Origin of the sequence: Flavobacterium sp. 1355 (assembly GCF_017833415.1) — a bacterium.
Classification (GTDB): Bacteria; Bacteroidota; Bacteroidia; order Flavobacteriales; family Flavobacteriaceae; genus Flavobacterium.
In genome coordinates, this window is the sequence record NZ_JAFICC010000013.1 from 82,653 (window position 1) to 104,773 (window position 22,121).

26 protein-coding genes are annotated in these 22,121 nt (G+C 33.1%); 13 read left to right on the forward strand and 13 right to left on the reverse strand.

Annotated features, from left to right (window positions below; genetic code table 11):
* Window positions 1–92 precede the first annotated feature (92 nt).
* A complete protein-coding gene (locus JOD96_RS17220) occupies window positions 93–1,097 on the forward strand; it encodes a glycosyltransferase family 2 protein (RefSeq protein ID WP_209565468.1) in 1,005 nt (334 codons plus the stop codon).
* A gap of 16 nt (window positions 1,098–1,113) precedes the next feature.
* Here JOD96_RS17220 and JOD96_RS17225 read toward each other — a convergent pair whose 3' ends face one another.
* The 7 genes from JOD96_RS17225 to JOD96_RS17255 form a co-directional block, all read right to left on the reverse strand.
* Entirely contained in the window at window positions 1,114–2,082 is a 969-nt protein-coding gene (locus JOD96_RS17225; RefSeq protein ID WP_209565469.1) for a glycosyltransferase family 2 protein, read from the reverse strand.
* A gap of 31 nt (window positions 2,083–2,113) precedes the next feature.
* Window positions 2,114–2,749 carry an acetyltransferase gene (locus JOD96_RS17230; RefSeq protein WP_209565470.1) on the reverse strand — a complete coding sequence of 212 codons (636 nt, stop codon included), beginning with the start codon at window positions 2,747–2,749 and terminating at the stop codon, window positions 2,114–2,116.
* Complete coding sequence (locus tag JOD96_RS17235; protein ID WP_209565471.1) at window positions 2,746–3,759, reverse strand: ketoacyl-ACP synthase III; 1,014 nt, start codon at window positions 3,757–3,759, stop codon at window positions 2,746–2,748. The genes JOD96_RS17230 and JOD96_RS17235 overlap by 4 nt, the downstream gene beginning before the upstream one ends.
* A gap of 8 nt (window positions 3,760–3,767) precedes the next feature.
* Complete coding sequence (locus JOD96_RS17240; RefSeq protein ID WP_209565472.1) at window positions 3,768–4,511, reverse strand: SDR family NAD(P)-dependent oxidoreductase; 744 nt, start codon at window positions 4,509–4,511, stop codon at window positions 3,768–3,770.
* Complete coding sequence (locus JOD96_RS17245; protein WP_209565473.1) at window positions 4,511–5,599, reverse strand: aromatic ring-hydroxylating oxygenase subunit alpha; 1,089 nt, start codon at window positions 5,597–5,599, stop codon at window positions 4,511–4,513. Before JOD96_RS17245 ends, JOD96_RS17240 begins: the two co-directional genes overlap by 1 nt.
* Complete coding sequence (locus JOD96_RS17250) at window positions 5,596–6,588, reverse strand: ketoacyl-ACP synthase III (RefSeq protein ID WP_245188438.1); 993 nt, start codon at window positions 6,586–6,588, stop codon at window positions 5,596–5,598. Before JOD96_RS17250 ends, JOD96_RS17245 begins: the two co-directional genes overlap by 4 nt.
* Before the next feature lie 68 nt (window positions 6,589–6,656).
* Entirely contained in the window at window positions 6,657–6,887 is a 231-nt protein-coding gene (locus JOD96_RS17255; RefSeq protein ID WP_209565475.1) for a phosphopantetheine-binding protein, read from the reverse strand.
* Between the two features lie 255 nt (window positions 6,888–7,142).
* Here JOD96_RS17255 and JOD96_RS17260 point away from each other — a divergent pair, with 255 nt between their 5' ends.
* Window positions 7,143–8,219, forward strand: a complete 1,077-nt coding sequence (locus JOD96_RS17260; protein WP_209565476.1) for a DegT/DnrJ/EryC1/StrS family aminotransferase — start codon at window positions 7,143–7,145, stop codon at window positions 8,217–8,219.
* Between the two features lie 43 nt (window positions 8,220–8,262).
* Window positions 8,263–8,835, forward strand: coding sequence for an L-threonylcarbamoyladenylate synthase (locus tag JOD96_RS17265; protein ID WP_209565477.1), 573 nt, complete (start codon window positions 8,263–8,265; stop codon window positions 8,833–8,835).
* 100 nt (window positions 8,836–8,935) lie between these two features.
* Here JOD96_RS17265 and JOD96_RS17270 read toward each other — a convergent pair whose 3' ends face one another.
* Window positions 8,936–10,060, reverse strand: a complete 1,125-nt coding sequence (locus JOD96_RS17270; protein WP_209565478.1) for a cysteine desulfurase family protein — start codon at window positions 10,058–10,060, stop codon at window positions 8,936–8,938.
* Window positions 10,061–10,143: 83 nt separating this feature from the next.
* Between JOD96_RS17270 and JOD96_RS17275 the strand changes: the two genes are divergently transcribed.
* Window positions 10,144–11,133: a hypothetical protein gene (locus JOD96_RS17275; RefSeq protein ID WP_209565479.1), complete on the forward strand. Its 990-nt coding sequence runs from the start codon at window positions 10,144–10,146 to the stop codon at window positions 11,131–11,133.
* Between the two features lie 140 nt (window positions 11,134–11,273).
* On the opposite strand, the gene JOD96_RS17280 is transcribed toward JOD96_RS17275, so the two are convergent.
* Together JOD96_RS17280 and JOD96_RS17285 are read right to left on the reverse strand one after the other, a co-directional pair.
* A complete protein-coding gene (locus tag JOD96_RS17280) occupies window positions 11,274–11,822 on the reverse strand; it encodes a Smr/MutS family protein (protein ID WP_209565480.1) in 549 nt (182 codons plus the stop codon).
* Window positions 11,812–11,997: a hypothetical protein gene (locus tag JOD96_RS17285; protein WP_209565481.1), complete on the reverse strand. Its 186-nt coding sequence runs from the start codon at window positions 11,995–11,997 to the stop codon at window positions 11,812–11,814. Before JOD96_RS17285 ends, JOD96_RS17280 begins: the two co-directional genes overlap by 11 nt.
* A 104-nt stretch (window positions 11,998–12,101) precedes the next feature.
* Here JOD96_RS17285 and JOD96_RS17290 point away from each other — a divergent pair, with 104 nt between their 5' ends.
* Window positions 12,102–12,386 carry a DUF2752 domain-containing protein gene (locus JOD96_RS17290; protein ID WP_209565482.1) on the forward strand — a complete coding sequence of 95 codons (285 nt, stop codon included), beginning with the start codon at window positions 12,102–12,104 and terminating at the stop codon, window positions 12,384–12,386.
* Window positions 12,387–12,401: 15 nt separating this feature from the next.
* Here the strand turns inward: JOD96_RS17290 and JOD96_RS17295 are convergent, their stop codons facing one another.
* Window positions 12,402–13,103, reverse strand: coding sequence for a DUF1003 domain-containing protein (locus tag JOD96_RS17295; protein WP_209565483.1), 702 nt, complete (start codon window positions 13,101–13,103; stop codon window positions 12,402–12,404).
* A gap of 192 nt (window positions 13,104–13,295) precedes the next feature.
* On the opposite strand from JOD96_RS17295, the gene epsC reads away from it, so the two are divergent.
* The 5 genes from epsC to JOD96_RS17320 all read left to right on the forward strand — a co-directional run bounded on the left by epsC (window position 13,296) and on the right by JOD96_RS17320 (window position 17,532).
* Window positions 13,296–14,087: a serine O-acetyltransferase EpsC gene (gene epsC, locus JOD96_RS17300; protein WP_209565484.1), complete on the forward strand. Its 792-nt coding sequence runs from the start codon at window positions 13,296–13,298 to the stop codon at window positions 14,085–14,087.
* Window position 14,088: 1 nt separating this feature from the next.
* Window positions 14,089–14,976 carry a cysteine synthase CysM gene (gene cysM, locus JOD96_RS17305; protein WP_209565485.1) on the forward strand — a complete coding sequence of 296 codons (888 nt, stop codon included), beginning with the start codon at window positions 14,089–14,091 and terminating at the stop codon, window positions 14,974–14,976.
* A gap of 128 nt (window positions 14,977–15,104) precedes the next feature.
* Window positions 15,105–16,091 carry an aldo/keto reductase gene (locus JOD96_RS17310; RefSeq protein WP_209565486.1) on the forward strand — a complete coding sequence of 329 codons (987 nt, stop codon included), beginning with the start codon at window positions 15,105–15,107 and terminating at the stop codon, window positions 16,089–16,091.
* A gap of 117 nt (window positions 16,092–16,208) precedes the next feature.
* Window positions 16,209–16,958 (forward strand): hypothetical protein, encoded by a 750-nt coding sequence (locus JOD96_RS17315; RefSeq protein ID WP_209565487.1) that lies wholly within the window; start codon window positions 16,209–16,211, stop codon window positions 16,956–16,958.
* A 127-nt stretch (window positions 16,959–17,085) separates the two neighbouring features.
* Window positions 17,086–17,532, forward strand: a complete 447-nt coding sequence (locus JOD96_RS17320; protein ID WP_209565488.1) for a hypothetical protein — start codon at window positions 17,086–17,088, stop codon at window positions 17,530–17,532.
* On the opposite strand, the gene JOD96_RS17325 is transcribed toward JOD96_RS17320, so the two are convergent.
* Window positions 17,529–18,353, reverse strand: coding sequence for a sensor histidine kinase (locus JOD96_RS17325; protein ID WP_245188440.1), 825 nt, complete (start codon window positions 18,351–18,353; stop codon window positions 17,529–17,531). The genes JOD96_RS17320 and JOD96_RS17325 overlap by 4 nt on opposite strands.
* A 383-nt stretch (window positions 18,354–18,736) precedes the next feature.
* Between JOD96_RS17325 and rlmD the strand changes: the two genes are divergently transcribed.
* The 3 genes from rlmD to JOD96_RS17340 are packed head-to-tail and all read left to right on the forward strand — an operon-like array spanning window position 18,737 to window position 21,455.
* Complete coding sequence (gene rlmD, locus JOD96_RS17330) at window positions 18,737–20,149, forward strand: 23S rRNA (uracil(1939)-C(5))-methyltransferase RlmD (RefSeq protein ID WP_209565548.1); 1,413 nt, start codon at window positions 18,737–18,739, stop codon at window positions 20,147–20,149.
* A gap of 12 nt (window positions 20,150–20,161) precedes the next feature.
* The gene (locus JOD96_RS17335; protein WP_209565490.1) at window positions 20,162–20,689 is read left to right on the forward strand and encodes a DUF6452 family protein; all 528 of its coding nucleotides are present in this window, start codon (window positions 20,162–20,164) and stop codon (window positions 20,687–20,689) included.
* Window positions 20,661–21,455, forward strand: coding sequence for a DUF6048 family protein (locus tag JOD96_RS17340; RefSeq protein ID WP_209565491.1), 795 nt, complete (start codon window positions 20,661–20,663; stop codon window positions 21,453–21,455). Before JOD96_RS17335 ends, JOD96_RS17340 begins: the two co-directional genes overlap by 29 nt.
* 182 nt (window positions 21,456–21,637) lie before the next feature.
* Here the strand turns inward: JOD96_RS17340 and JOD96_RS17345 are convergent, their stop codons facing one another.
* A complete protein-coding gene (locus tag JOD96_RS17345) occupies window positions 21,638–21,874 on the reverse strand; it encodes a hypothetical protein (RefSeq protein WP_209565492.1) in 237 nt (78 codons plus the stop codon).
* Window positions 21,875–22,121 lie beyond the last annotated feature (247 nt).

Below are 22,121 nucleotides of genomic sequence, written 5' to 3' on the forward strand. Positions count from 1 at the left end.
TCATAAATTATCATAATAAAATTACTTTTGATTTATATAATATAGGAAAAACATATATTATATATTTGTTATTTTAATAAAAATCTATGTTTATGACTACTCCCGAAATTTCTGTTATAATGCCCGTTTACAATGCTGCGGACTTTTTAGCAGAAAGTATCGAAAGCATACTGAACCAAACCTTCACTAATTTTGAATTGATTGTTCTGAACGATAAATCGACAGACAACAGTTTAGACGTAATATCTAAATATCAACGAAGTGATTCCAGAATTATTATAATTAATAAGGATATTAACGTTGGCCCGGCAAATCTTAGAAATGAAGGGCTTAAGATTGCAAAAGGTGAATTTATCGCTTTGATGGATGCCGATGACATTGCCATGCCACAACGTTTTGAGAAACAAATAAACGTTTTAAAGAGCAATCCCGAAATTGGATTGTGTGGAACCTGGTTTACTTTTTTTGGTTCTGAAACCAAACTAATTAAACACAGTGAGAAACCTGAGGATATTAAAATTTCTTTTCTTCATAGCTGCGCTATAGGAAACCCTACTGTTATGCTGCGTAAACAAACACTCGACGGCCTGCAATTCGAAAACGAATATGTACCTGTAGAAGATTACGATTTATGGAGCAGATTATTATCTAAAACTTCTTTTTATAATATTCCAGAGTCTTTATTAAACTACAGGCAACACAGTAATAATATTAGCAAGACAAAAATTGATAATGTAAACCGTGCTGTAAAAAAAGTTAAAATTAATCAATTGAGACGATTAGGAATCGAAAGTTCAGATCCTAAAATTGATTCTTATGTAAATGCTGTTTCGGTTAAAAAAAGGCTGTTTCCTGATGAGATTCTCGAGGTTATTGCCGCTTCAAAACATTTGATTGAACAGAATAAAAAACTCCATATTTACAATCAGGAATTACTTGAAAAACATATTGAAAAAACTTTAATACGAACTATAAGGAACGCGGCAAAATATAACCTTGCATTTTACAAACAGTTACAAAAAAATGAAAAGGTGTTATTCCGAAAAATAAACATCCTTGATAAAACAATCTTATTTTTTAAATCCTTAATTGGATAAGAATAGAATCTCCTCTTTATCTGAATATTTTGCTTTTTACAGAACGTATAAAAAACTTGACTTTAGCGCTTAGTGATGCCTGATCAATATACTCTTTGATTGCATCCTTTTGTTTTGTATTATCAAGTGTTTTGTCATTAACAGATTTCAAAGCTTCAAAAGCAGAGGCTTTTAATAATCTCTTCATAATACGTTCAATATTTTTTGTACGTGACTGAGGAATATTATCGTATATCTCTTTTATATTGAGATAGGAAGAATAACGCTGTATAAAAGGTTTTTGCAGCGAATATATTCCTCCGGGGTGCCATCTGTAAACAGAACTCTGAAAATTCATAAAAGCTCCTTTTCCGTTACACAAAGCCAATGCATAAAGCGTATTATCTTTTCCGTAAACAAACTTTTTATAATCAAGGGGATCAACTGCTGATTTTCTAAATACCGATGTCAGTGTAAAAGTGCAATACGGTTCAAATATATTATCAAAATCAATAGCATAAATTTCAGGTAATGAATTTTTAAAATCATTCGGGACCAGTTCATCACCTTTTTTCGTAAAAAAGTCAGTCCATGTAATAACATATTCGTCATTACTTTCTAAAAAACCAACTTGTTTTTGCAACTTCAAAGGATCGATCCAGTAATCATCCCCTTCACATAAAGCAATATATTTTCCTTTTGCTTTTGGGAAAGTAACATCGCTCCAAAAATTTATTTTTTGAGAATATTGATTAATCGTTTGCAAAACAGGTTTAATAATTAACGGATATTGGGCTGCAAATTCTTTTATTATCGAAGCTGTTTTATCTGTAGAAGCATCATCATGAATAATTATTTCAAAAGGAAAATTTGTTTCCTGACTTAAAAAACCCTCTATAGCTTCACGAATAAAATTCTCGTGGTTAAAGGCATCACATAAAATACTTACCAGAGGCTGTTCAGGATTTCCTTTCCAATTTAAAATAATACTATTTTGATCTTTCATTCAATTATAATTCCAATTATACTTATACTATCTAAAAACTAAGAACTTTTGCAGGAACTCCAAAAACAGTAGTTCCTTCCTTTACATTTTTGATTGCAAGACTTGATGCACCTACTGTTGCACCTTTTCGCACAATTATATTAGGCAGGACAGATGCTCTTGTATGCAGGCAAACTTCTTCTTCTAATACAGCAAATCCACCTGTAAAGCTATAGGTATTCAGATGTGACCATTTACCAATTTTAGTATCATGTCCTAAGCCCACAAAACCTTGTATAGTAACAAAATCCTCAATAACACAATCATTGCTGACATTAGAATACATGAAAATAATTACCCCGTTGCCAATAACAGCATTTGTATTTACAAATGATGTGGGATGAATCAAATTAATGAATTTGCCACCTTTTGACAATATGAGCTCGATATAATGTTTTTTCCATTGTACGCTTCCCAGTGCACAAACAAAAACATCATTTTCCTGAACTTCATACGCTTCAACAGATGAAATAATTTCTGGATAATTGTCAAAATCGTTTAAGGCATCTGATTTGTCATCAAGAAACCCTTTTATTGTATACTCTGTGTTATATCCCGAGCAATCTTTTGCCAGATCATGAACCTCACGTCCGTAACCTCTTGCTCCTATTATAATTAAGTTTTTCATTTTTCTGTGCTTAAGTTACAGGCAGCCCAGGAATATCCAACGCCAAATCCTGCAAGTATAATATTTTTGCTTTCTCCAATTTTTCCTTGCTTCTGAGCTTCATACAATGCAATCGGGATTGTTGATGAAACTGTATTTCCACAATCTTCCATTGCAATAAAAAACTTTTCTTCAGGTATTTTGATTTTCTTTCTCAAATGGTTTAGCATATATTTATTTGCCTGATGAAAAACAAACAAATCAATATCGTCTTTACTTAAATTTGATTTTTCCAAAATAGCCTCTGTAAGCTTAGGTACAAATTCACCTGTAAAATTGAAGATTTCGGTTCCGTTCATGAAAAGGTTTTTATCATTTCTGACATTTCCAAATTCATCAACCTTATCTTCATTTTCATTAGAAACAGGAAAACGCATTCCTCCTTGTTTTACAATGAGGTTTTCAGCACCTTTCCCATCTGTTCCAAAAATAAAATTACCAATAGAACAGAATCCTTTGTCACTGGTTATTAAAGCTGCAGCTGCAGCATCTCCAAAAATAGTTTTATTGCTTTTATCTTTTGGATGTATGAATTTTGAATAGGTTTCTGAAGTGATTAGCAAGACGTTTTTTGCCATTTCTCCGGCAATCAAACCTTTGGCCAGGCTCAAACCATATACGAAACCAGAACATCCCAGATTAAAATCTAGTGCTCCAATTGAAGTTTCCAAACCTAGCTTTTCCTGAATTATACAGGCTGTCGTCGGCAGAAAATAATCTGGACTTTGCGTACAAAACAATAAATAATCAATATCAGATTTATTAATGTTATGTTCTTTAAATAATTTTTCGGCAGCTTTAACGGCCATATCAGACGAAAATTCATCTTTGCCGCTTATGTGCCTGGAATTAATTCCGGTTTTTGAACTGATTTTTTCAATTCCCCATTCCGGAAACTCCTCGTTTATCAGATCATTAGATAAAACTGTTTCAGGCAGATAATACGAAATGGCTTTTATATTAGCTTTCATTGTGAGAATTATATCGTTGAAGTTCTTCCTCCGTCCAGTACTATATTTTGTCCTGTAATCCAGCTGCTTGCTTCAGACAATAAAAATACAATCGGATTGGCAACCTGAACAGGATCTCCATATCCGAGAGGATATTTCTTTTCGTCCTGCTGAATTACTTCTAAAGACAAATCCTCAATAGATTTTGATGTGATTTCGGTTTTTACCATTCCTGGCGAAACACAATTTACACGTGTTTTGCTAGCTGCAAATTCACTTGCCCAAACTTTAGAAATTGCAATTAATGCGCCCTTACTTGCCGCATAAATTCCATTTCCTTTCATTCCAAACAAACCGGCTATTGATGAAACCAAAACAATCGAACTTGCCTTGTTTATTTTTTTCTTTTTGAAAATGAGATTAATGAGATAGACAATTGAATCAAAATTTATTGATCGCATCTCGTTCATTAATTCTTCTGAATAGAACTTGGCAGGTGCCAATGACACAATCCCTGCCGAATGTACAATTCCGTCGATATTTTCAATTGAATCAACAATAGTTTTAATATCATCCATTTTAGATAAATCGGCAACGATAAAACTATTTTCGCTCCCACATTCATCAATCAGTTTTTCCAGAAAATCTTTTCGTCGTGCAATAGCAATAAAAGTTCCGCCTTGTCTTGCAATTGCCAGACAGGTTTCATAACCAATTCCTGAAGATGCTCCTGTTACTACTATTTTTTTTCCTGATAAATCAAATGGATTCATTATATATTTTTTAATTCTTTTTTATTATTAAAATATTTGTAGAAATTCAAAATTCTAAATTCCTCTTCGCCAAATATGGGAGAACTGTCTTTAAAGTTTACTAAGTTGGTTTGAATATTTTCTACAATTCTTTTGTCTTCATTCAAAACCAAATCCAAAGACTCATTTGAGCTATTATTAATAAAATCAATAATATTTTGTTCAGATTCGCTTAGTTCTTTCTCAAATCTGGGAGAAAAATAACGCACTCTCAAAATGGTTTTTGAAGGTGATTCCGGAAGCATAAATCCAAAATAAAACCCTTTTCCTTCTACCGAACTTATAAAGGCATTTGGATAAAGGTAAAAGTGCAGATATCCTTGAATTTTTAAAGTTCTTCCGGCCAGCGATTTTTCTATTATTTTGTTTTGTTTTGCACTTTCTCCTTTTGGAAATTCACACCAGCTGTGCGCATCAAAAAAATCAAATTTTTCGGGAGGAACAGATCCAAATCCCATTTTTGCAAATGAGTTTTCGTGAACAGAAGTACAGTGATAGCATTCTAAAACATTCTCAACAAGAAGTTTCCAGTTTACTTTATGCTCAATAGTATAATCGATGGTCTTAGCACCAAAATGACGGCTTATATCTTCTAATGGGGTAAACATCGAACCCAGATAATCGGGCAAGGTTTTATCCAGCTGATCATTCAGTTTTAAAAAAACAAAATCGCCGCAAAAATCAATTTGGTATTCTTTTAGTCGCAATTCATTAATATTATCTTTTTCAAATGAATTACGGCACATTAATCCGATAACATTTCCTTTTTTTCCGTATGTCCAGTTATGATATAAACAGGATGAAACCCTGTTTCCGTAGGGTTCTTCATGAATTGTATTGAATCTGTGCAAACACACATTCTGAAAAGATTTTATTGCACCATTATAGTTTTGGACAAAAATTTTATTTCCAAAATAGTCAAAAGTGATAAAATCATTGTTGTTTAATAGTTCATTTTTATGAGCAACCAGTATCCATGATTCATTAAAAAACAAAGATTTTTCTTTTTGATAAATATCTTCATCTATGTAATTTAGGTTTTTTATCATATTTCTATCAAATCTGAAATTACAGCATTTTGCAATCTGATTTTTGCTGTTCCCCAGGATAATCCAACTCCAAATCCGCAGAGAATTAAATCCTTGGTGGTATTGGTAAGATCATTTTTTAATTCTGCTACAATTGTCAGGGGGATTGTTGTAGAAGATGTATTTCCGAATTCTTTTAAGGAATACGGAACTTTTTCAACAGGTAGTTTTAATTTCTTAACGATCATTTTGTTCATCATTAAATTAGCCTGATGAAAAACAAAATGGTTTATAGATTCTTTATCGAGTTCAAACTTTTCGATAAGTTTATTTACTGTTTTTGGGGCCTGTGAAATTCCAAAACTAAAAACATCCATCCCATCCAGAATTAACTGGCAGGCATTTCGTTCTATTCCCGGTGAAATGGTCTGGTATAATAATGAATCAGCATTTATTCTGTTTCTTGATCCTCCGTCATTTATCATTATCGTTTTATAACCTGAACCATCTGTACCCAAATCAAAAAGTAAATCATCTGCATTTTCATCAAATTCAAATGCAGTGGCACTGCCTCCGTCCCCAAAGAGCGGAACAGTACTTTTATCTGTTTTAGAAAGTAATTTGCTGCTTGTATCTCCAGCCAAAAGCAAACCTTTTTTTAATCCGGTCGCTTTCATCATTGCTGCAATTATCGAAATTCCGTAAACGTATCCTGAACAGCCCAAAGGCACATCAAAAGCAATGCAATTTGTAGATAATCCTAATCTGTCCTGAAGAATAGCTGCAGAAACAGGTAAAATATAATCGGCAGTTTGAGAGACAAAGACTAAAATTTCAATTTCTTCTTTCTGCCAGTTAAGGTCTTTGATTAATTTTTCAGCAGCCTCACAACACAAATCAGAAGTACATATTTCATTTGTCGCAATACGTCTTTCTTCGACTCCGGTTGCCTCAACAAACTTCTGGATTTCTTCTTGTGTCAATATATCCAAATCAATATTGCGTTCCATATTTTTAGGAACGCAACAAGATATACCTTTTATTGAAATACTATTTACTGAAAAAGTAGCCATTTAAATTATGCTTTATTTTTTATAATTTCGAAGATATCGTTTAATGAATTTGATGATTTAATATCATCTCCTGTCAATTTTACTGAATATTCTTCATCAGCCATTGCAATTAATGATAAGGCTGTCAATGAATCCCATTCGTCCAAATCTCTAAAAACAGTTTCTTGTTTAATTAATGTTGCATCTGTATCATCTAAAAGATCTGCAAAATTTTGCAAAAAAGTGTTGATTTCCATAGTATTCTTAATTTTATTTTGGGTTTATTATGTGTTTTATTCCGATTATTTTTTCAGCAAAGCTATTTATTTTAGTCTGGAAAAACTATTCATAAAATATTGTTTCTCAGAGAATCAGTACTACCAATAATTGTTATATTTTTTATAATTCCAGCTTATGCTGATAAATCAGCTTTCTTTTGTTATTTTTACCCCACAAATATAACAATAGTTTACCCTTTAAGGTAAATTAAAACTACTAAATCCATAATTAAAATGATTCCGGTAACCAAAACCTTTTTACCTCCGCAGGAAGAATATAATTCTTATGTAAAACGTGCATGGGATAATGTATGGCTCACCAATCGTGGGGAATTAACACTGGAACTGGAAGGCAGACTTAAAAATTATCTGAATGTTACGCATATTACTGTTACTAATAACGGTACAATGCCAATACAAATTGCATTAAAATTATTTGGTAAAGGAGGAGAAATAATCACTACACCCTTTTCTTATGTAGCGACTTCGGCTGCTATTGTATGGGAAAACTGCACTCCTGTTTTTGTAGACATAAACCCGGAATACCTTACTATAGACGAAAGTAAAATTGAAGCTGCTATTACTCCCAAAACAACTGCTATCCTTGCGACTCACGTTTTTGGAAATCCTTGTCATATTGAAGCTATTGAAAGCATCGCCAAAAAACACAATCTAAAAGTGATTTACGATGCAGCACATTGTTTTGGCGTAAAATACAATAATGAATCTGTGTTTAATTTTGGAGATGTAAGTACCTGTAGTTTTCATGCTACAAAATTGTTTCATACGGGAGAAGGCGGAGCGATGTTCTGCAATGATGATAAAATACAGCACGAATTATATTACAGCCATAATTTTGGACATGACGGCCCGTTGGCATTTCACGGTCTTGGAATCAATGCTAAAATTTCTGAATTACAATCGGCAATGGGACTAGCACTTTTTCCTTATATAAATCATATTATTACAGAAAGAAAAAAAGTAACGGATTTCTACAATAATAACCTGAATTTTAAAAATATAAAAGCTTTAAAAATCAGAGAAAACACAGAGTGGAATTATAGTTATTATTCGGTAATTTTTGATTCGGAAGATACACTATTAAAAGTTCTTGAAGAATTACAAAAAGAAAACATAGTACCAAGACGCTATTTTTATCCTTCTCTAAACACTATTGATTACACTAAAGGAGAGAAAATGCCAATATCAGAATCTATTGCTTTAAGAATAGTGTGTTTGCCTTTATACGTAGGGCTTTCTGAAAATGAATTGGAAAAAATCACACATATCATAAACAAAATAACAGTTTAAAAAATTTAAGATAATATCAAAGTTTCAGGTAAAATTTTTAATCATGAGTCAGGATATAAATACAGAAGTTCACAACGCTTACGAAGTTATTAAAGAAGGCGGAATCATTCTTTACCCAACGGATACGGTTTGGGGAATTGGCTGCGATGCAACAAATGCAGATGCTGTTGCTAAAATATACAAATTAAAACAGCGTGCCGAAACACAAAGTATGATTGTATTGATGAACGGCGAAAAGATGATGTACAATGTTTTTAAAAACATTCCTGAAGTTGCCTGGCAGATTTTAGATGTATCTGAAAAGCCAACAACTCTAATTTTAGATGATGCCAGAAATGTAGCCCATAATATTATTGCTGCAGATAAATCTCTTGGAATAAGATTGGTAAAAGAGCCTTTTTGTTTTAAATTAATGGAAAGAATGAAAAAACCATTAGTTTCAACCTCTGCTAATATTTCAGGGCAGCCTACTCCAATTGCTTTTAAAGATATTAATCCGGAAATTATAAACGGTGTAGATTATGTTGTAAAACTTAATCAGGATAAAATTGCAGGAAAACCGTCAACAATCATCAAATTAACAAACGATTCACAAGTAAAAGTTATTCGTAAATAAATTTTGAGATTTTAGTCTGAATACGCAGATTAGATTTCGAAATATAACTCAAAATCTAAATAAAAAACTTAGAATCTTAGTTTCTCAGAACCTCAGCATCTCAGATCGTTTTCAAACTCTCAATCAGCCAGTCAATATCTTCTTTAGTGTTGTAATGGCTAAATGAAATTCGAAGATTGGGTAATTTCAAATCTTCTTCTGAAAGCATTTCTTTTAAAACATGCGAAGGTTTAATGCTTCCGGACTGACAAGCACTTCCTCTGGAAACTGCAATCCCCTTCATGTCCAGACTAAACAAAAGCATCGAAGTTTTATCTGAAGAAAAAGGCAAAATAATATTTATAATATTATAAAAATCTTCTTTTTTTCCGTTTATTCGGAAACCCGGAAAATGAATTTCAAGTTGGTCAATTAAATACATTTTCAACTCAGAAATATATTTTCTTTCCTGATCTAAATTTTGGTACGATAAAGATAAAGCTTTTGCCATTCCGGCAATTTGATGAACGGCTTCGGTTCCCGCGCGAAGTCCTTTTTCTTGCTCACCTCCAAAAATAGAAGGCTGCAATCCGGAATTTTTTCGAATAAAAGCAAAACCGATTCCTTTTGGCCCATGAAATTTATGTGCACTCGCTACAATAAAATCAACCTGGGTTTTCTGAAGATCAATCTCAGTTTTTCCAACAGACTGAACCGTGTCAGAATGAAACAAAGCATTGTATTGTTTGCAAATAATGCTTACCCGATCAAGATCTAAGACAGCTCCGGTTTCGTTGTTTACATGCATCAAGCTTACTATTGTTTTTTTTCCATCAGATAATAAATTCGATAAGTCTGTAAAATCAATACTTCCATCAGTATTTATTTTCACATAATCTACGTCAATGTTATATTGAGACTGCAAAGCCAGAACAGTATATAAAACAGCATGATGCTCTATTCTGGATGTAATAATACGCTGAACCCCTAAATCTTTTACTGCAGAACGAAGAATCCAGTTATCGGCTTCGGTCCCCCCCGAAGTAAAAATAATTTCCTGAGCAGAACAATTGAGATGCTTAGCTATGCTCTTTCTGGAAAGCTCCAGAATAGTCTTTCCATTTCGTCCGAAACTATGCGTTGAAGAAGGATTTCCAAAATCATCGGCCATCACTTTTGTAATTTCCTGAATAACTTCAGGACGCATGGCAGTTGTAGAAGCGTTATCGAGATATACTTTTTTCATTATGGCAAAGTTATGAAATATCAATTGTGAATTCTAAAATATCATTTGCCAAATTTTTCACTATTTTTGACCCAAATAAAATTATGATGAGAAAATTTGCAAGCCTTCTATTATTCGCCCTTTTATTAAATGGTTGTGATGACGGTGATATAACAGTAGATACTATAGATTTTACCGAGGTAACAGCAGCAAGCTGTAATCCGGAAACTAATGAGTTAATTTATAAACTAAAAAGTCAGGAAGCATTATTGTTACAAATGCCTGACGGTACGCTTGAAAACGAACCGACACCTGTAGATAAACCAAGAACATTTAGTATCAATAATAATAATTTCAGGCTCTTTTACAGAAGTTATGACGGAGCTGTAGCAGCGACTAATATTTGTGATCTTATTCCTCCGACAACTCCAAAAATTATTGATGAGTGGTATGCCAAATCAGGAACAATTGAAATCCGTACTACTGTACAAACAACATTAAACGAAACTACGGGAGCTACTACCATCAGCGGATATACCCATAACATTGTTATTACCAATCTTACCTATTCTGTAGAAAGTCTTGATGTGACACAACCAGAAGTGGTCTTTGGTGATTTTAAAACAACTGTCGATTCTGAAGACAGACTGAATTTAACTTTCACCAAACCAGTTGGTCAATGTCCTGCTATAAAACAGATTTATGTTTATAATGAAAGTTCGGCTATGACAATTGACAATATAGACCCGCTGTTAATTCAAAATGTAGCCACTCCAGCCAACCAGCCAAGAACTTCGGTATTAGGCGCAACTACCAATAAACTTTTATATAAGGTTTATACCGGTGGTGTTCTTAGCGACAGTTATTTTTGTAAATCGCCTGTGCCAGCTACGCCATTGTTAAAAGAAACATGGGCTGCTGTTAATGGAGTTGCCAACGAAAGCGGTATTATAGAAGTCACTACAACTACAGATGTACCGGGTACATTTAAACATACGATCAGACTTAGAAACACTTTCCTTGTTAAGGGAAATAATAAATTTAACTTAGGAACAAGTTACTTGCTAGGCGAATTGTATACCACAACAAACTAATAAATTCAAGTCTCCGGGACAAGTTTTATTCTTACAAAAAATATCCGTTTTTCATTACCTAATTTTATCATGAAATTAGAATGAAAAACGGATATTTTTTATGTCCTATTTGAGCTTATAAATAAAGAAAACTGTCTTGTTTATTTATTTTGTTTGAAATAAACTTCTGTCGCTCCCAAACCATATTTCTGATAATTGGCATCCTGAAAATCTATTCCGTCATAACGGCCTAATAAAAAATCAAGTTCAGCCTTAAGGATTCCTTCACCAACACCATGAATAAAAACAATCTTCGGAATACGGTTTCGAATTGCAAATTCGATATGCCTTTTTGCCGTATCTGTCTGCAAAGTGAGAATATCATAATTTGACATCCCACGCTTATTCGGAACCAGTTTTTCAATATGCAAATCAAATTCCGGAACCGCAACTTCGCGCTTATCTTTGCGTTCTTTTACAAAACTTCTTGGTTTTGGTTCTGTTTTTTCTTTTGTAATTTCTTCTAAATCAATTCTTTTAATAGAATTCATTAAATTACTGGAATCCTGAATCTTAAGTAATTCACTGACAAAAAATGTCATCATAAATCCATCCTCAGTTTCTATCAAAACTTCGTTGTTTTTTACAGAAACAACTACCCCGTTTATGGCTTCATCCAAAACGGAAACTTTATCTCCTTTACTCAACATCCTGTTCGTCTTTTTCTTTATTTTTACTTGGTGTTTTTGCACTTAACTGCATCATGCCATACATAAAAACAACAATTGCAATCACCATTATATAGATATTTTTTTCTTCTGAAACCTGTTCATATAATGCAACTGAAATCGCAAGTATCATTATTAAAATTTTAAAAGCTTTCATAATTTTTTAGTCTAAGAATTCAAAAGTAAGAAACTTTAAATACTACTTCTCAATTTCAGAAAACGATTCACATATTTTTTGTAAAATTGTAAAAAATAACCCCCATGAATTTAGAACGATTTATGCTGCCTTGTTTGTTCAAAACACTATTCGGATTTGAGTGTTTGGGATGCGGTTTTCAGCGTTCTTTATTCTTACTTTTTCAAGGGCATTTTTCTGATGCCTTTCAGATGTATCCGGCCCTTTATACTACGCTCTTTTTTTTAGGAATCCTCGCGTTGTATTTTTTAGACAAAACAAAAAACTATAAAAAATTACTTTGGATTTCGGGAACTGTAAACGCCATTTTTATGATTGCCGGATATTGGTACAAACACTTTTACATTTAGTTTCTGTTAGCCAGTTTATTTTTTAATCTGGTTAAGAATATCATTCATCATTTCGATTTGCACTTTCTGAATTTCGATCAGTTCCTGTTGCTGATGCATTATTAAATGATCAATTTTATCGTGAATCATTCTGATTTCTAATTCTGATTTTAGGTTAATCATATAATCTTTTTTAGCACGATTACGATCTTTTTCTTCCTGGCGGTTCTGGCTCATCATAATTACCGGAGCCTGCAAAGCTGCAATACAGGACAAAATCAAATTTAGCAGAATAAAAGGATAAGGATCAAAACCTTTATTAACGAGAATCCAGACATTTGAACTAATCCAGATCACTATAAAAAGCAAAAAAGAAATTATAAAAGTCCAGCTTCCTCCAAAATCTGCTACTTTATCTGCAATTTTTTGACCAAAATTTCTGCTTTCATCTTCATCTTCTACAATAGTTACTATAGATTTATCTTCTTTTAAAGATTCAATAACACTTTTCTCCAGATCAGACAATGCGCCTATTTCTGTAGACAAATAAGTTGCGATATATTTCTGACGGTATTTATTTAACTCTTCAATGGAAATAAAATCGGCGTCACAAAAATCGGGATGATCTTTTATAATAAGCCCTAAAATTGGATTATGAATAGATTTTCCTGAAATTTTTTCATTTGCAGGAAAAGACAGGTTAGAAATGGCACTTTTAAAAGTTGAATTATTTTTCATTTTGAATAAATTTTACCGGCTAATTTAAGCATTTAAGTTCTTATGGATCATACAAATCAGATCCATTTAAAATACTTTCATTTATCACAAATACGATTCACAAAACAAAATTTCTTTGTTCAAATCTTGCCTTTATTTACAAAAAACGCCTTACTTTTAACGCTTCAAAAACATTCATTCAATTTTTTAATTGTGTCAAAAAATCTTATCATACAAAATATAAAAGCTTTAAAAAGCCACTCCAATATAAACTACGGGATCAAAACTAAAACAGAAGACTTTACCGAGAAGCTTTTTTATACCCTTTTTGATTCAAACGCGCCGTTAGATCAGAGTATAGATGAACTTGAAATCAGGTTTAAGGAAATTGCTGTTCTGGCCTGTAAAAAGCCGGAAAATTTATGCGAATCTATCTGGGACCGTTTTTTGGAAAAACTTCCAGGGGTTCTGGAAAAATTAAATCAGGATGCCGAATACATTTTAGAAAACGATCCTGCCTCAAACAGTATTGATGAAGTTTATTTGGGATATCCGGGTTTTTATGCGATTGCTATTTACCGCTTAAGCCATGAATTATATCTTTTGGACTTATTGCTTTTTTCGCGTTTAATGAGTGAATATGCACATAGAATTACAGGAACAGACATTCATGCGGGAGCCAATATTGCATCACCGTTTTTCATTGATCACGCAACCGGAATTGTTATCGGAGAAACTACAGTAATTGAGAAAAATGTAAAAATTTATCAGGGAGTTACTCTGGGTGCTTTGAGCGTTAGCAAAGAAATGAAAAATGCAAAACGACATCCTACGGTAGAAAAAAATGTATGCATTTATGCAAATGCCACCATTTTGGGAGGACAGACCGTAATTGGAAAAAATAGTGTTGTGGGAGGTAATGCCTGGATCACCAAATCGATTCCTGCAGATTCTATTGTGCTGAATACTACAACTACAGAAGTTAAAATAAAAGAAAGAAAATAATATGGGCCCACAGAAACTGCTTGACCTAATTGGGAATACGCCATTGATGGAAACAGTCAATTTGGTTAAAAATAAAAACGTAAAACTTTTATTGAAGCTGGAAGGAAATAACCCCGGAGGAAGCGTAAAAGACAGAGCTGCGTATAATATGATTGCTGCTGCTTTGGAAAGAGGCGACATCAAAAAAGGTGATAAATTAATTGAGGCAACAAGCGGAAATACAGGAATTGCCCTGGCTATGATTGCACAATTATTTCAAATAGAAATAGAATTAGTATTGCCGGAAGATTCAACAAAAGAACGTACACAAACAATGCGTGCTTATGGTGCAACAGTAATTCTGACACCTGCAAGTGAGGGTATCATTGGTTCCCGTGATTATGCCGACAAAAAAGTAGCGCAGGGAGGTTATGTAATGCTGAATCAGTTTGCAAATGATGATAACTGGAAAGCACATTATAAAACTACAGGTCCCGAAATATGGAACGATACCGAAGGTACTGTAACTCATTTTGTTTCTGCAATGGGAACAACAGGAACTATTATCGGAACTTCGACTTACTTAAAAGAAAAAAACAAAAACATTCAGATCATTGGCGCACAGCCAAGTGACGGATCACAAATTCCTGGAATCAGAAAGTGGCCACAGGAATATTTACCAAAAATATTTGATGCATCAAAGGTCGATACAGTAATTGATGTCACAGAAGAAGAAGCGCGTGAAATGACTAAACGTCTTGCTCTGGAAGAAGGTGTTTTTGCGGGAATGAGCAGCGGCGGGTCTGTTGCCGTAGCTTTAAAAATTGCAGAAAAACTAGAATCGGGAGTTATCGTAGCGGTTATTTGTGACAGAGGCGACCGTTATCTTTCTTCGGATTTATTTGATTAGAAAGATGCTAAGGTTCTGAGATGCTAAGATGCTAAGTTTTTTTTAGCTTTAAACTTATCAATTCAGAACCTGCAATCTAACAAATCTTAGCATCTCAGAACCTTAGCAACTTAGCAACTCAAAAAACAATGAACTACAGAAAACTAGGAAAAACAAATTTTAATATCTCCGAAATCTCACTGGGAACCTGGCAGGTTGGAGGAAAATGGGGATCAGGTTTTAATGATAAAACTGCAGATGAACTTCTAAATACCGCAATAGACAATGGCGTTAATTTTATTGACACTGCTGATGTTTATGAAAATGGTTTAAGCGAAACTGCGGTTGGTCGTGTTGTCCGTTCGCGATCTGAGCGTATTTATGTTGCCACTAAATGCGGAAGGCATATTAATCCGCATGTTAATGAGGGATATCAGCCAAAAATACTTCAGAAATATGTTGAAGACAGTTTAAAAAGAATGGGATTAGAAACCCTGGATCTGATTCAGCTACACTGTCCTCCTACTGAAGTTTTTTACAGGCCTGAAATATTCGAGATGTTTGATCGCTTAAAAGATCAGGGTAAGATTTTGAATTTGGGCGTTAGTGTAGAAAAAGTTGAAGAAGCCTTAAAAGCAATCGAATTTCCTAATGTAACTACCGTTCAGATTATTTTTAATTTGTTCCGCCAGCGTCCGTCTCAATTGTTTTTCGCTGAAGCAAGAAAGAAGGATGTCGGCATAATCGCCAGAGTTCCTTTGGCAAGCGGACTTTTAACTGGTTTATTTGATTCAAAAACTACTTTTGATGCTCAGGATCATCGAAATTTTAATCGTAACGGAGATGCTTTTGATAAAGGCGAAACGTTCTCAGGAATAAATTATGAGTTAGGACTAAAAGCAGTTCAGGAATTAAAAAGCTTATTTCCAGACGCTCAGAATCTTGCTCCTTACGCATTACAATGGATTTTGAGTTTTAGCGATATTAGCTGTATTATTCCCGGCGCTTCAAAAAATAGTCATGTCTTATCCAATTTATCGGTTTATAATTTACCAGAATTAAGTGCCGAAAAAATTAAGGCTATGAATGAAATATACGAAAAGTATATCAAATCCTCTGTACATCATCTTTGGTAATCAAACAACCTGTTATCCTTGAGATTTGTCTTATAATGTTATTTTTTATAATATTTCGTACCCTTTTTCTTATTTATAAAATAATATTTTTGAAAAAGTTATCAAAAAAAAAGTATTATGAAAAAAATAAGTTTATTAGCAATTGCTATCTGCCTAACGCTAAATTCGTGTAACAGTGATGATTTAATAAAGTATACTGATAAGGAAATCAAGACTGAAAAAAACACAAAAAACAAAGAAAGCGAGGAATTAACAAAGTTGTACAATAAGATTTTGGAACTTTCATTGGTAAATTCTCAAACATGCGATAATGCTAAGGATTGGGCTTTTACAGCAATTGGATCAAAAAGTTGTGGAGGCCCAACAGAATACATTGCCTATTCCTTAAAAATAAATACTGATAACTTTCTTAAGAAGGTAAAAGAATATACAAATAAGCAATCAGAATTTAATACAAAATGGGGAGTGGTATCTAGTTGTGAGGTGATTCCTGTACCAAAATCAGTTGAATGCGTTAATGGGAAACCGACACTTGTTTATGAAAATATTCAGAAGGAAGAAGAACAAAATTTAAAAAATCTGTATAATGAAATTGTGACCTTCTCACAGATAAACTCCAAAACGTGTAATAATCCGAAAGAGTGGGCTTTTACAGCAATTGGTATAAAATCTTGCGGTGGAGCAGAAAAATATATTCCTTATTCATTAGCAATTGACAAAGATGCTTTTCTTGGTATGATTAGCAGATATAATGACCTGCAGAATAAATTCAATGAAAAATGGGGCATTAATAGTATATGCGATATTACTCCTGTACCAACATCTATTGAATGTATGGATGGAAAAGCAACATTAAGTTATAAATAGTATAAAGCTTTGAACTCTGTGTTTCTTAGTTGCATTAAATATTTCAGCTTCGTCTATGATCGCTTATATTTTAAGCTTTTAATCTTAGTATCTTTGCAACTTAGAAACTCAGAATTTTCAAAATTAAATGCTTACAAAATCAAATTTCAAAGAATGGTTTAACAGATATAAATATGCAGAATTAGCAAGCACGTCAGCAGCACTTCTCACCTCTTTGTTCAGTAAAATTTATAGCGGATTAACAACTGCTTACTTAATTACTTTTGCAGAATATCTGGCATTCTATGGGGTTATCCTGATCTTGTCTTATAAAAAAATAGCACGTCAGCATAAAGTTGATAACAAAAAAACAACATTTAGAGAAATTCTTTCGCTGGTAAAAAATCTGATTTTAGAATTTGGTTATCCGGCTTTTTTAGACTTTCTGGTAGTCCGTCCGTTTTGTATGTACTGGATGCCTATTTTGTGTGGCAATTATTTCTTCGGAATCATACTTGGCAAATTAACAGCCGACTCCTGCTTTTATTTCTTTACCATTATAAATTACGAGATTCTGAAAAGACGACGAAACTAAACTTCAAATACAATCTTAAATTCAGCTCCTTTGTTTTTGCCTTCACTGGCTGCGGTTAATTCTCCTTTATTTCTTTCAATAATTTTTTTGCATAAATACAATCCAATACCGGTAGAAGATTCTTTTGCAGTTCCTAAACGGCTCATTTTAGTGAATTTTTTAAATAATTCATCAATCTGATGTTTATCAAAACCTACTCCTTTATCAGTAACGGTAATAATCAATTTTTCATTTTCAAAGTAGATTCTCACTTTGATTTCACTATCAAAATAAGAAAATTTGATAGCATTGCTTATTAAATTTACCAAAACCTGAATTAGCAAACCTTCATCAATTCTTAGTCTGGCCTCGACTAATTCTAAACTTAATGAGAGTTTTATATTTTTATCCAGTAAACGCTGTTCTACCTGTTCATTTATAAAAGGTAAAATAGCGGGAAACACAATTGTTCTTACTTCCTGACTTATTTTTGCTACCTGATCGTGTTCATTAAGTAATTTTATAAAATTATCAATATATCGAAATTGCAAATTTGTTGATTCACAGATTAAACCAGCCAGATTTTTTACAGAATCTGAGGGATTTTCACTTATAATAAGGTTTGCAAGCCCTTGCGGATTTCCGGCAAAATTTTTTAAATCATGCGAGAGCATATAAATCAAATCCTGTTTTTCGTTTATAAAACTTTCTGCTTCGTAGATAGATTCCTGAATATTACACATCAACAAACCGGCCTCATCTGAATATTCTGTTGGTAATACTGATAATTTCCTGTCATTCCTGTAATCGTCCAGGGATTTTGACGCTATTGCAATCGGCATTATTAGCTGTTTTAATACCACCAGGGTAATTAAAGTCGCCAACAAAGTCATAGCAATAGAAAAAATCAGGATAGAAGCCGGAGAAATATTATTATCAAAAAAAAGAACAAAAAATAAAATACCGATCAGAGGGATGTGTATACCTATAAATGCAACAAACAAAAACTTGGATGCATAACTTTTTTTTAAAAAGCCAATTTTTGAAAGATTGTGATACAACTTCATAAAAAATAACAAAAACAATAGGTTAAAAATGTAGCATTTGGGAGAATTGCTAAAACAAAGTTACTTTTTATAGTTGATTAAACTAACAAAATAAAAAAAATGGTAAAATATTTTAAAATTTAAATTTGAAAAAGTTTACAAACCCTTATTTTTGCGCTATGGGAAGAAAAAATACAGACAAAGTTGTCTTTCATCAAATTCAAGTTCTTGATGCCGGAGCAAAAGGTGTATCAGTAGCAAAAGCTCCTGACGGAAAAGTAATCTTTATTCCGAATGTTGTACCTGGTGATGTTGTTGACGTACAAACTTTTAAAAAAAGAAAAGCCTATTATGAAGGCAAAGCCGTAAAATTTCACGAATTATCAGATCATCGTATTGAACCTGTTTGCGTTCATTTTGGAGTTTGTGGAGGATGCAAATGGCAAAATATGAAATACAGCCAACAGTTGCATTACAAACAAAACGAGGTAAAAAATCATTTGCAGCGTATCGGAAAAGTCGAACTTCCTGAATTCGAAACTATTTTGGGTTCAGAAAAACAATTTTTCTACAGAAATAAAATGGAATTTTCTTTTTCGAATAGCCGTTGGCTAACTGAAAAAGAAATTGAAAGCACAGATGATTTAGGAAACAGAAATGCTTTAGGATTTCACATTCCTAAAATGTGGGATAAAATTCTTGATATCACAAAATGTCATTTACAGGAAGATCCTTCAAATGCTATACGCAACGAAATCAGGGATTTTGCCAATCAACATAATTTAGCCTTCTTCAATCCGAGAGAACACTCTGGTTTACTGCGCACTGTAATGATTCGAACTGTTTCTACAGGAGAGATTATGGTTTTAATTCAGTTTTTTCAGGAAGACAAGAAGAACAGAGAGTTAATTTTGGATCACTTGTACGAAAAATTTCCACAGATAACTTCATTGCAATATGTTATAAACGGAAAAGCAAATGATACAATTTATGACCAGAACATAATTTTATACAAAGGAAGAGATTACATTCTGGAAGAAATGGAAGGTTTAAAATTCAGCATTAATGCTAAATCATTTTATCAGACCAATTCTGATCAGGCGTATGAATTGTACAAAATAACTCGTGATTTTGCAGGCCTTACGGGTAATGAAACTGTTTATGACTTATATACAGGAACGGGAACTATCGCCCAGTTTGTTTCTAAAAAAGCCGGAAAAGTAATTGGCGTAGAAAGTGTTCCGGAAGCCATTCTGGACGCTAAAGCAAATGCAGAACGCAATAATATTACTAATTGTGAGTTTTTTGTTGGTGACATGAAAGTTGTATTTAACGAAAGTTTTATTGCACAACACGGAAAACCTGACGTAATTATCACAGATCCTCCAAGAGATGGTATGCATGCTGCTGTTATTGATCAGATTCTAAAAATTGCTCCCAAAAAAGTAGTTTATGTAAGTTGTAATTCTGCCACACAGGCGCGCGACCTGGCTCTAATGGATGGTAAATACAAAGTAACGAGAGTTCGTCCTGTAGATATGTTTCCGCAGACACATCATGTTGAAAATGTTGTACTTTTAGAACTTCGATAAGAAAAAATATACATGAAAAAAATAATCTCTTTTTTATTGCTATTTGCTTTTGGTTTGTCCGGCTGCGAGAAAGATGATATTTGCGATGCAAATACGCCAACAACTCCCCGATTGATAATCACATTTTATGATATCAATAATCCGACCGTGAGAAAAAAAGTCACCAACCTTAAAGTAATTGGCTTAGATCAGGACGAAGGAATTATTTTTAATGAATCGGCTCTGGATGAAGCAAAATATCTGACAACCAGCGACTCTATTGCTGTTCCGCTAAGAACAGATGCACAAACGACAACCTATGATTTTATATTAAATTCCGGAAACCCTAATCCATTACTGATCAATTCAGACCGATTAAAGTTTGATTACACCCATCAGGAAATATATGTATCACGGGCCTGTGGTTTTAAGAGTATTTTTCAATCATTGATATTACAACGAACAGATCCTAATGCAGACGGATTTTGGATGCAGGATATTTTTATAATAAACCCTAACATTGAATACGAAAATGAAACACACATTAAAGTATTTTTTTAGTATTTCTCTATTGTTTTCAATGCTTTTGGTTCACGCTCAGGAAACCACAAAAAAAGATATTGTACAAATAGACGAAAAAGCTAAAACAAAACCATCTCCTCAGCAAGCAAAAATTGATACGCTTCCCAAAACGGATCGATACGGGCTGCGGGTTGGTGTAGATTTATACAAACTGACACGTGGTTTTTATGATAAAGATTATAAAGGAGTTGAGTTTACAGGAGATTTTCGTCTGACTAAGAAATATTATTTAGCTGCAGAATTAGGTTTTGAAGACAAAACTACTGATGACGACAGACTAAATTCTTCAGCAACAGGAACGTATATAAAAGGAGGTTTTGATTATAATACATATCAAAACTGGCTTGACATGGAAAACCTTATAACCATTGGGTTACGAGGAGGATTCAGCACTTTTAGTCAGCAATTAAACAGTTATAAGATATATAATCCAAATCCTTATTGGGGAGAACAGCCATCAATTGTTTCCGGGGAAAAATACAACGGCCTTACGGCAGCGTGGCTTGAAGTTGCCGCAGGAGTTAAGGCAAAAGTCTTTAACAATATATTTGTTGGTTTTGCTGTACAGCTAAAACTTTTAGTAAGTAATAAGGAACCGGGAAATTTTGAAAACCTTTATATTCCGGGTTTTAACAGAACATATGACGGAAATTTTGGAGTAGGTTTTAATTATACCGTCTCTTATTTTATTCCGCTTTACAAGAAAAAAGTAATTGTTCCGGAAATTGTTACTCCGAAAAAGTAATCTAAGGTACTAAGATGCTGAGATACTGAGGTGCTGAGGTTTTTTTCTTTGAATTTATAAATAATAAAGCCACGAACTCCCGAATTAATTATTATTCAAGAATTTGTGGCTTTCTTTTTAAGTTTACTTTAGTCCCTTAAAAGTCTTAGAACCTCAGCATCTTAGTGCCTCAGAACCTTAGACTAACCTATTTCCCTAATTCCTTTTATAAAAATCCATTTCATAAAAAGTTTTTCACCGTCTTTGGTTTTTACTGCGTGAAATTTAGGCGAGATTAAAGTCGCCACAATAAAAGATGTCAGCGGTATCCAAATTCCTGTTAGTTCTGTATATTCAGCAATTATAAATCTCCCTGCAACAAATAAAATTGCGAAACATCCTAATTGATATAAAAAAGCTCTTACTTGTAGTTTTGTCATTTTTTTTTAAAGTTGCTAAGGTTCTGAGGTACTAAGATTCTAAGTTTTGAAAAGCTTAAAATTTATTACTTAACCTTAAATTATTAAAGTTGCTAAGATTTTGAGGTACTAAGATTCTAAGTTTTGAAAAGCTTAAATATATTACCTAATCTTAATTATTAAAGTTGCTAAGGTTCTGGTGCTACTATTCTAAGTTTTGAAAAGCTTAAATATATTACCTAACCTTAATTATTATATAAAACTCAGG